Origin of the sequence: Sinorhizobium sp. M4_45 (genome assembly GCF_002885915.1) — a bacterium.
In the GTDB taxonomy this organism is placed as follows: Bacteria; Pseudomonadota; Alphaproteobacteria; order Rhizobiales; family Rhizobiaceae; genus Sinorhizobium; species Sinorhizobium meliloti_A.
In genome coordinates this window covers 91,549-107,563 of sequence record NZ_NWVE01000010.1, presented here as the reverse complement: position 1 = coordinate 107,563, position 16,015 = coordinate 91,549, and the positions used below count along the sequence as shown (strand labels likewise).

The window sequence follows — 16,015 nt, the reverse complement described above, 5'->3', positions numbered from 1 at the left end:
ATAGTATTCAAGTATCGTAGTGATCGATTTAGCCGGTTTTTGCCGTTTGTGGCACCTTTGATGCTACTCTGAGGCGGATCCTCAAGATGGAGCCTGTCCCAAGCGATGTCCGGGCAGCGCCCCAACCCTTGATTTCGCTTCAATAATAATCATTGTGATTGAAAATGAATCGACAGGAGCCAAACATGGAAACGAAGGTGCTGACGGCGCACGTACCCCTGCCGCTCGCCGAGAAAGTCGATCAGATCGCGGCCCGGCTTGAGCGCTCGCGCGGGTGGATCGTCAAGCAGGCGCTGACCGCTTGGGTCGACCAGGAAGAGGAGCGCCGACGCTTGACGCTGGAAGCGCTTGCCGACGTCGACGCTGGCCGCGTTATCGATCACCAGGCCGTCCAGGCCTGGGCCGACAGTCTTGATAGTGACAAGCCGCTATCCTTGCCGATGTGATTGAGCTTGAGTGGACGAGTAAGGCAGTCGCCGATCTTGGGCGCCTCTATGATTTCCTGGCATCGGTAAATCGGCAAGCTGCGGCTCGTACTGTGCAATCGTTGACGAGCGCTCCAGCACGCCTGCTCGAACAATCGCGTATCGGCGAACGGCTGGAGGAATTCGACCCGCGAGAGGTTCGGCGAATTCTCGTTGGCCATTACGAAATACGGTATGAGATCCGGCAGTCGATCTACGTGCTGCGGCTTTGGCATACGCGTGAAGACCGTTAGGAGGTGCAAACGGAAAGGCGTTCTTGTGGCAAAGGGAAACTGTCCTGTGACAATCGGCGAGGATGCGATCCTGCGCCGCGCCGAAGAGTTCGACGCTGGAAACCATCTGCAATGGCGCAAAGACCTAGCGGACGATACGGAGCCTAGCGGTCCCGGGGCGCCGTTCGCCCGCATCACCGCCATCAGCATTGGCCCGAGCAAAAACTCGCCGCGTGCCGCCTTCGCGTGAGATCACGCAGGTAGCCGCCGGCGTTGGTTAGGATGCCGCTTGCCTGGCCATGTCGGTGAACCGAGATATCCATGTGAGGCTGTGCGCCCCGAAGTCGGTTCCGCACGCGGCGATGAGCGCGGCGCTCACTTCGCACAGGGTGGGCTAGCCAGCCGCCGCGGACATGCCGTTCGGGTACTAGAACGCGTACCGGCCCTTCGTCCTCATAGACAATCTCGCCATCACGGCTCTCATACTCCAACCTGCCGAACGAGTGGATGCCAAGAGAAGTATGGTGAGTGCCCATCGGGGGCATTTCGACCTCTGCGATAACGCTGCTTGTCGTCGATTCCCATCCAGGGAACTCAATCCCTACTATCTTCCGAACAAGGCTGCGCCCACCATCACGCCCGACGAGGTATTCGGCCCGAAGCGATTGACCCTTCTACGCCGATGTCGTCCTGAGCAAAGTCCGATACCGCACTTCCGCAATATATCGTGACGTCTAGCTTGTCGTCCCTGCCCGCAAGTATCCGCTCAATGTGGTTCTGCCATCGACCGAGCCCGTAGGGGTACCTGGTCGGGAAGTCGCTAATGTCGAGCTTGGCCGCGGCGGACCTGACCTGGGCCACCTGTCCTTCCGAGAGGAACCGGTCAGCGATGCCCCCTGATCAAAAACCTCAATGTTGCGGGAATGGAGACCGCACGCACGCGACGCCACAACGTCCGGAGTGCCGCGACGCTCGACAATGGCAACATCGATTCCGGCCAGCGTCAGCTCGCACGCGAGCATAAGTCCAAGCCACGCGACATTTTGATGAATTCAAACTTCATCGAAATGTCTTGGCGAGCGGCTCTTTTGCCACGGCGGTAACCACCTGCCGCGCGGGAGAAAGCTCAAGCCGGATGATGCAGGACGCTCAACCCGCCATCCACCGTCAGGCAGGTCGCGTTCATGAAAGGGCACTCGTCGGAGATCATGAAGACGGCGGCGCGGGCGATCTCTTCTGCCGTCGCGATGCGGCCGCCCGGGTGGAGCTTCATGGTTCCCGCCTCGGCTGCCGCCGGGTCCGGGAAACTGTTCCAGTAGTCGTAAGCCTTCTGGGTCAACACATAACCCGGTGCCAGCGCATTCACGCGAATGCCCTTTGGGGCATATTCGATGCCGAGCGCCTTCGTCATGCCGAGCAGCGCGTGCTTTGCGACGGGGTATGGAAAGGTGTGCGGAATGATGGTGAAGGCATGGGTGGACGCGATGTTGAGGATCGCCCCGCCGCCCTCTTCGATCAGGCCAGGCAGCACCGCCTTGCAGCAGTTCCAGGCACCACGGAGGTTGATGTCGAAACAGCGCTGCCAGTCGGCATCGCTCATCTCCAGCGGCTCCGAGAAGACGTTGACCCCGGCATTGTTGACGAGCGCATTGATCGGACCGATCGATGAAGCGGCTGCCGACACCACCGCCTCGATCGCATCGGCGTCCGTAATGTCGGCTTCGGCGTAGGCGAGCGCCTGCCCCTCCCGCTGCAGCCGCTTCGCCTCCATTTCAAGCAGGGGACCGTCTCGGTCGACGAGGAAGAGTGCCGCCCCCTCCGACAGGAACACTTCGGCAATCGCAAGGCCGATGCCCTGCGCCGCACCGGTCACCATGATCCGCTTGCCTTTAAGCCGGTCACTCATCCCTGCCTCCCTTCGGTCCGCGCATAGTCTTCACCACTCGGCAACACTGCCGTCCGAATGGCGCCAGACCGGATTGCGCCAGCGATGCCCCTCCTTCGCGCGTTCGATCACATAGGCCTCGTCCACCTCGATGCCGAGACCGGGTCCCTGCGGAATGGAAACGAAGCCGTCTTCGTAAGCGAAGACCTCCTTGTTGGAGATGTAGTCGAGGATGTCGTTCGCCTCGTTGTAGTGGATGCCGAGGCTCTGCTCCTGGATGAAGGCGTTATAGCTGACGGCATCGACCTGCAGGCAGGCGGCAAGCGCAATCGGCCCGAGAGGGCAGTGCGGCGCCAGGGCCACGTCGTAGGCCTCGGCCATGGCGGCGATCTTGCGGCATTCGGTGATCCCGCCGGCATGGGAAAGATCCGGCTGAATAATGTCGACGAAGCCGTCGGAGAGAACCGATTTGAAGTCCCAGCGCGAATAGAGCCTTTCGCCGAGTGCGATCGGCGTCGAGCAATGATTGGCGATTTCCCTCAGGGCTTCGCGGTTCTCGGAAAGCACGGGCTCCTCGATGAACATCAGTTTGAACTGCTCCAGCTCCTTGGCGAGTACCTTCGCCATCGGACGGTGGACCCGCCCATGGAAATCGACGCCAATGCCGATGTGAGGGCCGATCGCATCGCGGATCAGCCCTATCGTCTCTACCGCCTTGTCGATCTTCTCGTTGGTGTCGACGATCTGCATCTCCTCGCAGCCGTTGAGCTTGATCGCCTTGAAGCCGCGGGCGACCACCTCGCGCGCATTATTCGCGACATCGCTCGGGCGGTCGCCGCCGATCCAGGAATAGACCTTGATCCTGTCACGGCACTGGCCGCCGAGCAGAGAATGGATGGGCTGACCGAGCGCCTTGCCCTTGATGTCCCAAAGCGCCTGATCGATGCCGGCAAGCGCACTCATATGGATGGCGCCGCCGCGGTAGAACCCGCCGCGATAAAGGACGTTCCAATGGTCCTCGATCAGGAAGGGGTCCTTGCCCACGAGATAGTCCGAAAGCTCGTGAACGGCAGCTTCGACCGTCAAAGCGCGCCCCTCGACCACGGGCTCCCCCCACCCCACGACACCCTCATCGGTTTCGATCTTGAGAAACAGCCAGCGCGGCGGAACGATATAGGTGGTCAGCTTCGTGATTTTCATGAAATGCGTCCAATCTGAATAGGAATATGGCGATCCGAACGGCGTCTATGTTGGCGGTCAGCCCTGCGGCGAACGCCGCTCGACGGCGACGGCAAGATCACGTGCGGCAAGGTCCAGCAACTGGTACGAACAGTTGCGCGCTGCCGCCGTGTCGCGCATCCGCAGCGCTTCGACCAACTGCCTGTGGATTTCCACGGCGTCGCCGCAAGTGTCCGCCGCCTCGTTCGAGGCTTGCAGAGAGAATTTGAGGCCGGCCTGAATGATGCTCGCCAGCTGCTGGAACACCTGATTGTGGCTCGCCTTCAGGAGCGATTCGTGGAAGGCGACGTCCGCCGCAGTGAACTTCACGATGTCGCCCTCGGCGTCCCTCATCTGCTGCCAGGCGCGCTCGATCGCGGCGATTTCCTGCACCGTCGCGCGCGCAGCAGCCAGCTCCGCCGCAACCGGCTCGATCGCACGGCGCGCTTCCAGAATACAGTTCAGAAGATCGAACTGAAAAATCCGGTCGCCGATCCACTCCAGGACCTGTTGGTCGAGAATGTTCCACTCATCCTTGCTGCAGACGACGGTGCCGACGCGCGAACGCCCGCGCACAAGGCCCTTCGATTCGAGAATCTTCAGCGATTCCCGAATCACCGTGCGGCTGACGCCGTAGCGCTCGCAAAGGTCGTTCTCCCGCGGCAGGAAACTGCCTGCCGGATAGTCGTCGCCGCAGATCTCGGCGGCGATCGCCCGCGTCACATCCTTCTGGACACGGGGCCGGCGGGAAGGCGCGCCGCTCGGTTCCATCGATTGATCCTGTTGTCCTTGCACCGAAATCTCCATGCGCGGGCCGCTATTTTCCTGGGACTTGAAGCGATGCTTATCGCAATTGAGCCGAAGTGACGACCCTTCGAGCAGCACGCATTATCAGACACGCGATTATCATTCATCATACATGTCCAATTGACAAGTATGATCTTTCCATCATACACAAATGCGGCTGCTGGGAGCAGTTCGAACAGGGAGAGAAATCATGCGCTTTATCAAGGCCGTCGCTTTGGCCGGCACCGTCGCGATTCTTGCTACAACATCCGCCTTCGCCGCCGACGTGAAGATCGGCTTCATCGTGAAGCAGCCGGAGGAGCCGTGGTTCCAGGACGAATGGAAATTCGCCGACGAAGCGGCCAAGGAAAAGGGCTTCACGCTCGTCAAGATCGGCGCCCAGGATGGCGAAAAGGTCCAGTCGGCCATCGACAATCTCGGCGCCCAAGGCGCGCAGGGCTTCATCGTCTGCACGCCGGATGTGAAGCTCGGCCCCGGCATCGTCGCCAAGGCGGCAGCCAACGACCTCAAGTTGATGACGGTCGACGATCGGCTGGTCAACGCCGACGGCAGCCCGATCGAGGACGTTCCGCATATGGGCATCTCCGCCACCAAGATCGGCGAGACCGTGGGCGAGGCGATCGTCGCGGAGATCAAGAAGCGCGGCTGGGACATGAAGGAAGTCGGCGCGATCCGCGTTTCCTACGACCAGCTCCCGACCGCCGTGGACCGGGTTGACGGCGCGCTCTCCGTTCTGAAGGCGAACGGCTTCCCCGAAGCCAACATCTTCGACGCACCGCAGGCAAAGACCGACACCGAAGCCGCTCTCAATGCCGCGACAGTCGTTCTCAACAAGAATGCGGGCATCAAGAAGTGGATCGCCGTCGGCCTTAACGACGAAGCCGTGCTCGGTGCAGTGCGTGCCACCGAGACGGTCGGCATTCCCGCGGACAGCATGATCGGCATCGGCATCGGCGGCGCGGACTCCGCGATCAACGAGTTCAAGAAGCCTTCCGCGACGGGCTTCTTCGGCACCGTCATCATCTCGCCGAAACGCCACGGCTACGAGACGGCCCTCAACATGTACGAGTGGATCGCCAACGGCAAGGAACCGGAAAAGCTGATCCTGACCGCCGGCCAGCTCGCGCTGCGCGACAACTATGAGGCCGTCCGCAAGGAACTCGGCATCGAGTAAGCCCTGCCCCGACTGAAACGAGCCCGGTGTCGCCAAGCGCCGGGCGTCCTTCCCGGAGCGCTGCTATGCAGGACTTTCTGGAATTCCAATCGATTTCAAAAGGCTATCCCGGCGTTCAGGCGCTGTCGGAGGTCTCCTTCTCTGTACGCAAGGGCGCGGTTCACGGGCTGATGGGAGAAAACGGAGCCGGGAAGTCCACCTTGATACGGGTGCTCTCCGGAGACCAGGCGGCCGACACCGGCGAGATCCGCATCGACGGTGAGCCGCAGCACTATCGTTCCGTACGCGATGCTTTCAACGCGGGCGTCATCGTCATCCATCAGGAACTGCAGCTGGTATCGGAGCTGACGGTCGCCGAAAACCTTTGGCTCGGCCGCTTCCCCGGCAATGCCGGCGTCATCGACCGTCGACAATTGGTTCGCGTCGTCTCCGACAGGCTTAGGGAAATCGGTATCGACGTCGATCCCGAGGCGAAGGTTGCATCCCTGTCGATCGGCGAGCGGCAGATGGTCGAGATAGCCAAAGCGGTGATGACCGACGCTCGCGTGATTGCCTTGGACGAGCCCACCTCTTCGCTCTCCTCGCGAGAAAGCGAAATCCTTTTCGCCCTGATCGAAAGATTGCGGTCGAACGGCACGGTCATCCTCTATGTCTCGCATCGGCTGGACGAGATCTTCCGCCTGTGCGACAGCCTGACCGTGCTGAGAGATGGCCGGCTCGCAGCCCATCATCCGGACATCTCGAAAGTCGGCCGCGAGCAGATCATCGCCGAGATGGTCGGGCGCGAAATTTCGGACATCTGGGGTTGGCGCGCCCGGACGCTCGGAGCTGCGACGCTTTCGGTGGAAGGCGTTTCCGGCGCCACCCTGCCCCAACCGATCAGCTTTGCCGTCCGCGCCGGCGAGATTCTCGGCTTCTTCGGCCTGATCGGCGCGGGCCGCAGCGAAATGGCCCGTCTGGTCTATGGCGCCGATCGCCGGCGGCAGGGCAAGGTCCTGGTGGACGGCGTCGCCGTACCGGCGAACAGCCCGCGGCTGTCGATCCGTGCTGGCGTTGTTCTGTGCCCGGAAGACAGGAAGTCCGATGGCATCGTGCACGGGCGCTCGATCGAGGAGAACATGGCGATCTCCTCCCGCCGTCATTTCTCGCCCTTCGGAATTGTCGACAAGGGTAAGGAGGCGGACCTTGCCGAGCGTTTCATCGCCAAGCTGCGGGTGCGCACGCCCTCACGCCACCAGGACATCGTCAACCTTTCCGGCGGAAACCAGCAAAAGGTGATCCTTGGCCGCTGGCTGTCGGAAGAGGGCGTCAAGGTGCTTCTGATCGACGAGCCGACCCGCGGCATCGATGTCGGCGCGAAATCGGAAATATACGAGATTCTTTACGAGCTTGCGGCTCAAGGCATGGCGATCGTCGTCATTTCGAGCGAACTGCCCGAGGTCATGGGGATTGCGGACCGCATTCTCGTGATGTGCGAGGGTCGGATCGCGGCCGAAATCGACCGGAGCGATTTCGACGAACACCGGATACTCGCAGCAGCACTTCCGGATGCCTCAGCCACGACGGCCACCCTTCCCGAACAGGTAAGCTGACCATGACGACTTCCTTGAAAAAAATTCTTCTCGGCGAACAGGGCCTGCTGGTGATCTTTGCCGCCGCCTTCGTGGTGGTGTCTCTGACGGTTCCGAATTTCCTCACCGAACGCAACATGCTCGGCTTGCTGCAGTCGGTGGTGACCATCGGCGTCGTCGCCTGCACCATGATGTTCTGCCTGGCCTCACGCGACTTCGATCTTTCGGTCGGCTCTACCGTAGCCTTCTCGGGAATGGTTGCCGTAATGGCATCGAACGCGACGGGCTCGATCGTGCTCGGCCTTCTGGCGGCTCTTGCCTGCGGTGGGATCGTTGGTCTCGCGAACGGCGTCGTGATCGCCCGTTTCCGCATCAATGCGCTCATAACGACGCTGGCGACGATGCAGATCGTACGCGGCTTCGCCTTGATTGCATCGGACGGCCGTGCCGTCGGGATCAACGATCCGGCATTCTACCAGCTCTCTCTGTCGAAGTTCCTGACGGTACCCACGCCGATCTGGGTGATGGCCCTCTTTTTCATCGTGTTCGGTTTCCTGCTCAACCGGACCGTCTTCGGCAAGAACACCCTTGCGATCGGCGGCAACCCGGAGGCCTCGCGGCTGGCCGGCGTCGACGTTGCGCGAATGCGCATCTGGATCTTCGCCCTGCAGGGGCTGGTATGTGCGGTAGCAGGGGTGCTGCTCGCCTCGCGCATCACTTCGGGTCAGCCGAATGCGGCCACAGGCCTCGAACTCTCGGTGATTTCCGCCTGCGTTCTCGGCGGCGTCTCGCTTGCCGGCGGCCGGGCGACCATGACCGGGGTCGTCGTCGGCGTTCTGATCATGGGTATTGCCGAGAATGTCATGAACCTGCTCAACATCCAGGCCTTCTACCAGTATGTGGTGCGTGGTCTCATCCTGCTGATTGCGGTCCTCCTCGACAATATGCGCTCTGTCGCCGGCAGGCCGCGAAGGTGATTTCCGGCACGAAGGACGCAGGTCCCTCGGTTCTCAATCCTTAGTCCTCTCCCTGTCACAGAAATCATGCCAGCCCAAACCCTTGGGCTGGGTTTACGCGTTTCGCCGCAGCGCCTGCATTGGTGAAATATATTTCACATATAGAAATATATTGACATACTTCCCTTCCTAGCGTTTCCTGCCTCTACCGGACTTCGAGGAGGAAGAACGGACTTCACGAACACAGCGGCCGCCTTTGGCGCGCCGACGCGCTTTTTGGGAGGGGCTTCGGCCTCGAGGAGGACTCTTGCGCAATTTTCTCAGCACGACCGCGATGGCGGTCCTCGCAACCACGCTTCTTGCCGGCACGGCCGCCGCCGCCACGGAAAACCCGTTCCGCTGCAAGCCGGGCGAAAAATACGTCATGAACGTGATGGTGTCGGGCGTCGAATACTGGTTCCCGGTCTACGAGATGTTCAAGCAGGCCGGCCAGCAGTTCGGCTGCGAGACGGAATACACCGGAACGCCCGAATATGACGTCAACAAGCAGATCGCCAGCTTCGACCAAGCCTTGGCGCAGAACCCGGCCGGCATTCTGGTTCACCCGATGAATTCGGATCCGTTTATCGAGCCTATCAACCGGGCGACCGACCAGGGCACGGCGGTCGTGACCTTCGCCGCGGATTCTCCCCTGTCGAAGCGCGTTTCCTACATCACCTCCGACAACACACGCGAAGGCATCTACGCCGCCGACAAGATCGCCGAAAAGCTCGGGGGCAAGGGTGAATATGCGGTGCTCGAAAATCCCGGCCAGGACAATCACGACAAGCGCATCGCAGCCTTCATCACCCGCATGGAGGAGAAATGGCCCGACATGAAGCTCGTCGGGCGGGCCGCTTCCAACCAGGACCCTAACAAAGCCTATCAGGGACTCACGAGCCTCATCCAGGCCAACCCCAATCTCGGCGCCGTGTTCATGCCCGAAGCAAATTCGGCGATCGGCGCGGCGCAGGCGAACAAGGAAACGGGCGGCAAAGTCCTCGTCATGTGCGCCGACGTCAACGCCAATATTCTCGACATGATCAAGGCGGGCGAGGTCTTCGGCTCGATCAACCCCAATCAGGGCATGCAGGGCTATATGGGCTTCCTGCTGCTCTGGCTCGCCAAGCACCCGGAGCTCATCGACCCGATGAACGATGCCAAGCGATCCGGCTTCAATCCGATGAGCATCCCCGTCGTCGACAACGGGCTCTCGATCGTCACGGCCGATAACGCCGACGATTTTTACTGGGACAAGTACCTGAAACGCCGCGGTACCAAGGGTATCGAGGAATAGGATCGCATGGGCGGCCGCCCGGGTCCTTGCTCCGGGCGGCCGACGAGGCGGGAGGGGAAAATCGCGATGACGTCAAAGACCGTGCTGGAGATCCGCAATGCCAGCAAGCATTTCGGCGCCGTGAAGGCGTTGACAGGCGTAGACTTTCGGCTCGAACGAGGCGAAGTTCACGCGCTTTGCGGCGAGAACGGCGCCGGCAAGTCGACACTGATGAACGTCATTGCCGGCGTGCTGCACCCGTCGGAAGGGGAAGTCCTCATCGAAGGCGCACCCGTGAAGATTGCCTCGCCCGCGGTCGCACAGTCGCTCGGCATCGGCCTGGTGCATCAGGAGATCGCGCTTTGCCCCGACGCGACAATCGCCGAAAACATGTTCATGGCGGCGACGAACCGCCGACGCTCGGCTCTGATGAACTACGCTCAGCTGGAGCGCGACGCGCAGGCCGTGATGAATCGTCTGGCCCCGATCGACGTCAGCCAGAAGGTCGGCGACCTGCCGATCTCCAGTCAGCAGCTCGTCGAGATTGCCAAGGCGCTGACGCTCGATTGCCGCGTGCTTATCTTTGACGAGCCGACGGCGGCGCTGACAGAGACCGAAGCGCAGGTGCTCTTCGGCATCATCCGCGATCTCAAGGCGCGCGGCATCTCGATCATCTATATCAGCCACCGCATGGCAGAGGTGTTCGATCTCTGCGACCGGGTGACCGTCTTGCGCGACGGGCGCTATGTCGCGACGGAAAAGATCGCGGACATCACTCCTGACGATGTCGTCCGACTGATGGTCGGCCGCGAGATCAGCCAGCTTTATCCGGACAAGCCGCATCCCTCCGAACGCCTGAGCGAACCGATTCTTTCAGTCCGCGATCTCGGCGATGACGCACGCTTCCGCGACGTCAGCTTCGAGCTCCGCCACGGCGAAATTCTCGGCGTGGGTGGCCTGATCGGCTCCGGGCGGACGGAAATTGCCGAGGGCATCTGCGCACTGCGACCGGTGACGCAAGGCGAAATTTGGCTGCATGACCAGGTGCTTCGTCTGCGGCGCTATTCCGACGCGGCCAAAGCCGGCGTCGTCTATCTTTCGGAGGACCGGAAGGGATCCGGCGTTTTCCTCGATCTCTCGATCGCCCAGAACATTGCCGCACTCGATCTGAAGGCATTGACCTCACTTGGCCTGCTCAACTCCCGCAAGGAAAGAGTGCTCGCCGAGGACCTGACCCGCAGGCTTGGTGTCCGGATGGGCGGCGTCGACATGCCGGTCTCCTCGCTATCGGGCGGCAACCAGCAGAAGGTGGCGATCGCCAAGCAGCTGGCCGTCGATCCAAAGGTGATCCTGATGGACGAGCCGACGCGCGGCATCGATGTCGGCGCCAAATCGGAAATCCACCGCCTGCTGCGCGAGCTTGCCCATGCCGGCATCGGCATTCTGGTCATCTCGTCCGAACTGCCGGAGCTGATCGGGCTCTGCGACCGCGTCCTGGTGGTGCGCGAGGGACGGATCTCCGGCGAGGTATCGGGCGACGAAATGACCGAAGAGGCGATCATGCGGCTTGCGTCCGGCATCGTGTCGGCAAGCGAAACCAACTTGAAGGCATCCGGGCATGCTGCCTGAAGAAGCGGGAGACAGGACTATGGCAGTCGATACATTGGCGGTCGCAGGAAAAACGCGAAGGCCGGCATGGAAGCGGATCGGCACGATGCGCGAGGCCGGACTGATTGCGATCATCCTTTCGCTCTCGGTGATCATGAGCTTCGCCTCGCCGCATTTCCTGACGCTTGGCAATTTCCGGGCAATGCTCATGTCCTTCTCGGTCGAGGGCATCGTCGTCGTCGGCATGACGATCCTGCTGATCGTCGGCGGCATCGATCTTTCGGTCGGCTCCGTCGTCTGCTTCTCGATGGTGCTCTCCGGCTCGCTCTTCCTGATCGGCGTCGATCCCTGGACGGCATCGCTCGTCGGAATTGCCGCCAGTGCCGCCATCGGCTGCATCATGGGCTTCTTCGTCACCGTGGTCGGGCTCAACCACTTCATCACATCGCTTGCGGCCATGGTGATCGTTCGCGGTCTCTGCCTCGTCATCACCAAGGGCACGCCGCTTTCGCTCTTCACCTTGCCGCCGGCATTCAAGGCGGTCGGCCAGGGAACCTTCTTCGGGGTTCCCTATGTGATCCTGATCTTCATCGCGGTCGTCGCCGCCTTCGATTTCCTGCTGCGCCGGGCAACTGCCTTCCGCAAGGTCTTCTACACCGGCAGCAACGAGAAGGCCGCGCTCTACTCCGGCATCAAGACGAAGGAGGTCAAATTCTGGGTGACGGTGCTTTGCGCGACGCTTTCCGGCGTGGCGGGGACGATCTACATGTCACGCTTCGGCGCGGCGACGCCGACCTTCGGTGTGGGCATGGAGCTCAACATCATCGCCGCGGCGGTGATCGGCGGCGCCTCGCTGAATGGCGGCTCGGGCACGATCCTCGGTGCCATCCTCGGCATCGCTCTGCTCTCCGTCGTCACCAGCTCGCTGATTCTGCTCGACGTTTCGGTGTACTGGCAGGATATGATCAAGGGCTGCATACTGCTCGCCGCCGTTTCGATCGATCACTTGCTGCACAAGCGGAAGGCACTCTGACATGGCGAACGCCAAACCGAAATCACAATCCGCCCCGCGCGAAGAAATCGTCATCGCCAGGCAGATGCATCAAGCCCTGGTACTTCACTTCCTGGAGGGTTTGACACAGGCGCAGATCGCCGACCAGCTCGGCATCTCGCATGCGACCGTCAACCGCCTCATCAAGCGTGGGCGCCAGCTTGGCCTCGTCGAGATCAAGATCAAGTCGCCGGTCGAGCCATTGGTGGAAATCGAAGAACAACTGCTGGCGCTCGGTGGCATCCGCCGCGCGGTCGTCGTGCCGACGGTCTCGGACAATCCCCAGATCGCCCTGCAATCGGTCGGCGAAGCCGCGGCACGGCTCATGCTCGAACAGATCGCCGACGGAGACACCATCTGCATTACCGGCGGCAAGGGGGTGAGCGCCGTGGTTGCCGGCTTGCAGCCGTCGCGCCGCTTCGATATCGAGGTCATTCCCGCGACCGGCTGCGTTCAAGGCAAGCACTATACCGACGTCAACCACGTCGCCACCCTGATGGCAGACCGGCTCGGCGGGCATTCCTTCCAGATACACGCGCCGCTCTTCGCCGACAGCGAAGCGGAACGGAAAATGCTGCTCGGCATGCGCTCGGTCGCCGACGTCTTCAAGCGGGCGCGCGACGCGAAGATTGCCGTGGTCGGCATCGGCTCTATCCTTTCGGACGACTCCAGCTATTACGACCTGCACCCCTCCTCCAGCACCGATCGCGAAGCGATCGAGCAATCCGGCGCCTCCTGCGAACTGCTGGCGCATCTGCTCGACGATTGCGGGCGCGTCTGCGGCTACGGGCTCAATCGGCGTCTGGTTTCGCTGACGCTCTCCGAATTCGCTTCGATCCCAACGAAGATCGGTGTCGCAAGCGGGCCCAGCAAAGCGGGGCCGATCTTAAGCGTCATGCGCGGCAATCATCTGGACACGCTCGTCACGGATCAGGCGACGGGAGCGCGCATTCTCGAACTGGCCAAGGAAGGCGGAGAGCGTTCATGAATGGACAACAAATCATGCGGGAGATCGGCCGCTCCGGGGTCGCAGCCTCGGCGGTCGGCCTCGGCACCTGGGCAATCGGCGGCTGGATGTGGGGCGGCACGGACGAACGGGAATCGGTCGCCGCCATCCATGCCTCCCTGGATGCAGGCGTGACGCTGATCGACACGGCACCCGCCTATGGGCTCGGGCGGGCGGAAGAGATCGTCGGCAAGGCGCTTTCCGGGCGCCGCGACAAGGCGGTGATCGCAACGAAGTGCGGCCTCGTCTGGCACACACAGCAGGGCAATCACTTCTTCGACCAGGACGGCAGGCCCGTCCATCGCCATCTCGGTCGGGAATCGATCTGCCACGAGGTGGAACAAAGCCTCAGCCGGCTCGGCACGGACTATATCGACCTCTACATCACCCATTGGCAAGACCCGACGACGCCGATCGAGGAAACCATGCGGGCGCTCGAGGACCTGCGCGCCGCCGGCAAGATCCGGGCGATCGGCGCCAGCAATGTCAACCTGGAAGAACTCGAAATCTATGTGAAGATCGGCGGTCTCGATGCGATCCAGGAACGGTTTAGCATGCTCGACCGGGAGATCGAAGCGCAACTCCTGCCGGTCACGACGGCAAACGGCGTGGCAACGCTCAGCTATTCGTCTCTCGCTCTGGGCCTTCTCTCCGGCTCGATCGGGCCGGAACGCGTCTTTTCCGGTGACGACCAGCGCAGGGACAATCCGCGTTTCTCCGTCGCAAACCGGGAGAAGGTCACGCGCTTCGCCGAAGCGATAAGGCCGATCGCGCAAGAGCACGAGGCATCGATCGCCCAGATCGTCATCGCCTGGACCCTGGCGCAACCCGGCATCACCTTCGCGCTTTGCGGCGCGCGTAATCCCGCCCAGGCGCTCGACAATGCAAGAGCCGGCACGATCCGGCTCAGCGCGGAGGACCTCTCGACGGTCGAGGCGGCAATAGCGGCTGAGCTGGCGAATATGGACAGGTAACGGACCGCCCCATGACAAGGACAGAGATTTTGGACGGGCTCCGCCGGAGCCCGAAGGTGGACGTCTGCGTCCTCGGCGGCGGCATCAACGGGCTCAGCGTCTTTCGCGAGCTCGCGCTGCAGGGGCTACGCGTCCTGCTCGTCGAGAAGCACGATTACTGCTCGGGCGCGAGTGCTGCGCTGTCGCGCATGGTGCATGGCGGCCTGCGCTACCTCGAAAACGGCGAGTTCACGCTGGTGAAGGAGTCGCTCGTGGAGCGCGACCGGCTGCTCAGGAACGCGCCGCACCTCGTGGCGCCTCTTGCGACGACGGTTCCCGTCTTCGACATTTTCTCCGGGCTTGCCAATGGCATCGTTCGCTTTCTCGGTTTGAGCCGCCGGCCGAGCCGCCGCGGGGCCATTGCGATCAAGGCCGGACTTTCGATCTACGACCTGCTGACGCGCAAGCGGGCACTGATGCCGCGTCACCGGTTCCGCGGCCGTCGTGCGACGCTGGCGAAATGGCCGGCGCTCAACCCGAAGATACGCAGTTCCGCCACCTATTACGATGCCTGGGTGAGCCACCCCGAGCGGATCGGCATGGAGCTGTTGCGGGACGGACTGTCCGCCTCGAGCGAGGCGGCGGCGCTGAACTATGCCGAGCTTCGCCGAAACGAGGCCGGCAAATACATCATCGCCGACGGCATCGATGGGGTCGGCGTCGAAATCGAGCCCAGTCTGATCGTCAACGCGACCGGCGGTTGGATCGACATCACCAATGGCGCGCTCTTGCCGCCGGATCACCCCTCCACCCCGCTGATGGGCGGCACAAAGGGATCGCATCTCATCATCGACAATATGGATCTGCGCGACGCACTCGGCGATCACATGATCTATTACGAGAACGAGGACGGCCGCATCTGCATCCTCTTTCCCTATTTCGGCAAGGTGCTGGTCGGTTCGACCGACATCCGGGTCGACGATCCCGGGACGGTCAAGTGCGAGGAAGAGGAGCGCGATTACATCCTGCAGTCGCTGGCCTTCGTCTTGCCTGGTATCGAGATCGGGCAGGAGGAAATCGTCTTCCAGTTCTCCGGCGTGCGACCGCTGCCCGCCAGCAGCGACAGTTTCACCGGCCGCATCCCGCGCGACCATTTCTGCACCACGATCGAGAACGCCGGCACGCCGGTACTGTGCATGATCGGCGGCAAGTGGACGACCTTTCGCTCCTTCGGCGAACTTGCAGCTGATACTGCGCTGGAACGCCTCGGCCTTTCACGCCGCGTCTCGACGGCCGACCGCGCCATCGGCGGAGGGCGGGGATTTCCGGCCGATCGCGAAGGCTGGATTGCCGCCTTGGCCGCTCGCTGCGGCCTGCCACCGCCGCAAGTCGCCGAATTGTTCTCCCGCTACGGAACGGAGGCGGAGGCGCTGGCGGCTTTCATAGGCCAGGGAAGCGATGGCGTGATCCCGGGCGCCGGTCATACGATGCGGGAACTTCTGTTCCTGATCCGCAACGAGGCGGTCGAGCATCTGGACGATCTGCTCTTGCGCCGCACGACACTCGCGATTTCGGGCACGCTCTCGCTCGCCGTTCTCGACGCTGCGCTCGAACTGCTGACGGAGGAGAAGGCGTGGTCCGAGGCGCGCCGCCTGAGTGAGCGGAACCGGTGCCTGGCGCTCCTGCGAGACCGGCACGGGGTCGACGAGAAAGCCCTTGCAGCCCGAATGCCGCCCCCATTGGCGAAGGCCGTCGCGGCGAGTTGATGCGCAAT

At 62.2% G+C, this 16,015-nt stretch carries 15 protein-coding genes and 1 pseudogene; 12 read left to right on the top strand and 4 right to left on the bottom strand.

Annotated features, from left to right (window positions below):
• The first annotated feature begins 185 nt into the window (after positions 1–185).
• From CN933_RS24545 to CN933_RS31620, 3 genes are read left to right on the top strand one after another with little or no spacing between them, the layout of a single operon-like run.
• The gene (locus CN933_RS24545) at positions 186–446 is read left to right on the top strand and encodes a CopG family ribbon-helix-helix protein (protein WP_102762697.1); all 261 of its coding nucleotides are present in this window, start codon (positions 186–188) and stop codon (positions 444–446) included.
• On the top strand, positions 446–718 hold the full coding sequence (locus CN933_RS24540) for a type II toxin-antitoxin system RelE/ParE family toxin (RefSeq protein WP_180980808.1): 273 nt from the start codon (positions 446–448) through the stop codon (positions 716–718). The genes CN933_RS24545 and CN933_RS24540 overlap by 1 nt, the downstream gene beginning before the upstream one ends.
• Positions 719–764: 46 nt before the next feature.
• Positions 765–947 carry a hypothetical protein gene (locus CN933_RS31620; protein WP_180980812.1) on the top strand — a complete coding sequence of 61 codons (183 nt, stop codon included), beginning with the start codon at positions 765–767 and terminating at the stop codon, positions 945–947.
• A gap of 30 nt (positions 948–977) precedes the next feature.
• Here CN933_RS31620 and CN933_RS24530 read toward each other — a convergent pair.
• The 4 genes and pseudogenes from CN933_RS24530 to CN933_RS24515 all read right to left on the bottom strand — a co-directional run.
• Positions 978–1,719, bottom strand: a pseudogene (locus CN933_RS24530) (FAD-dependent monooxygenase); the annotation flags it as partial.
• 104 nt (positions 1,720–1,823) lie between these two features.
• On the bottom strand, positions 1,824–2,603 hold the full coding sequence (locus tag CN933_RS24525) for an SDR family oxidoreductase (RefSeq protein WP_018098544.1): 780 nt from the start codon (positions 2,601–2,603) through the stop codon (positions 1,824–1,826).
• Between the two features lie 30 nt (positions 2,604–2,633).
• A complete protein-coding gene (gene dgoD, locus CN933_RS24520) occupies positions 2,634–3,782 on the bottom strand; it encodes a galactonate dehydratase (protein WP_102762695.1) in 1,149 nt (382 codons plus the stop codon).
• 57 nt (positions 3,783–3,839) lie between these two features.
• Entirely contained in the window at positions 3,840–4,607 is a 768-nt protein-coding gene (locus CN933_RS24515) for a FadR/GntR family transcriptional regulator (protein WP_102762694.1), read from the bottom strand.
• Between the two features lie 190 nt (positions 4,608–4,797).
• Here CN933_RS24515 and CN933_RS24510 point away from each other — a divergent pair, with 190 nt between their 5' ends.
• The 9 genes from CN933_RS24510 to CN933_RS24470 all read left to right on the top strand — a co-directional run bounded on the left by CN933_RS24510 (position 4,798) and on the right by CN933_RS24470 (position 16,007).
• The gene (locus CN933_RS24510) at positions 4,798–5,781 is read left to right on the top strand and encodes an arabinose ABC transporter substrate-binding protein (protein WP_102762693.1); all 984 of its coding nucleotides are present in this window, start codon (positions 4,798–4,800) and stop codon (positions 5,779–5,781) included.
• Between the two features lie 65 nt (positions 5,782–5,846).
• Entirely contained in the window at positions 5,847–7,373 is a 1,527-nt protein-coding gene (gene araG, locus CN933_RS24505) for an L-arabinose ABC transporter ATP-binding protein AraG (RefSeq protein WP_102762692.1), read from the top strand.
• Between the two features lie 2 nt (positions 7,374–7,375).
• Positions 7,376–8,329 (top strand): L-arabinose ABC transporter permease AraH, encoded by a 954-nt coding sequence (araH, locus tag CN933_RS24500; RefSeq protein ID WP_102762691.1) that lies wholly within the window; start codon positions 7,376–7,378, stop codon positions 8,327–8,329.
• A gap of 286 nt (positions 8,330–8,615) precedes the next feature.
• Positions 8,616–9,644 carry a substrate-binding domain-containing protein gene (locus CN933_RS24495; RefSeq protein ID WP_102762690.1) on the top strand — a complete coding sequence of 343 codons (1,029 nt, stop codon included), beginning with the start codon at positions 8,616–8,618 and terminating at the stop codon, positions 9,642–9,644.
• Between the two features lie 66 nt (positions 9,645–9,710).
• Positions 9,711–11,252, top strand: coding sequence for a sugar ABC transporter ATP-binding protein (locus tag CN933_RS24490; protein WP_102762689.1), 1,542 nt, complete (start codon positions 9,711–9,713; stop codon positions 11,250–11,252).
• Positions 11,253–11,271: 19 nt separating this feature from the next.
• Positions 11,272–12,264 (top strand): ABC transporter permease, encoded by a 993-nt coding sequence (locus CN933_RS24485; RefSeq protein ID WP_102762688.1) that lies wholly within the window; start codon positions 11,272–11,274, stop codon positions 12,262–12,264.
• A 1-nt stretch (position 12,265) separates the two neighbouring features.
• Positions 12,266–13,270 carry a sugar-binding transcriptional regulator gene (locus CN933_RS24480; protein WP_102762687.1) on the top strand — a complete coding sequence of 335 codons (1,005 nt, stop codon included), beginning with the start codon at positions 12,266–12,268 and terminating at the stop codon, positions 13,268–13,270.
• Complete coding sequence (locus tag CN933_RS24475) at positions 13,267–14,262, top strand: aldo/keto reductase (RefSeq protein ID WP_102762686.1); 996 nt, start codon at positions 13,267–13,269, stop codon at positions 14,260–14,262. The genes CN933_RS24480 and CN933_RS24475 overlap by 4 nt, the downstream gene beginning before the upstream one ends.
• An 11-nt stretch (positions 14,263–14,273) precedes the next feature.
• Positions 14,274–16,007 (top strand): glycerol-3-phosphate dehydrogenase/oxidase, encoded by a 1,734-nt coding sequence (locus CN933_RS24470; protein WP_102762685.1) that lies wholly within the window; start codon positions 14,274–14,276, stop codon positions 16,005–16,007.
• Positions 16,008–16,015: the final 8 nt, after the last annotated feature.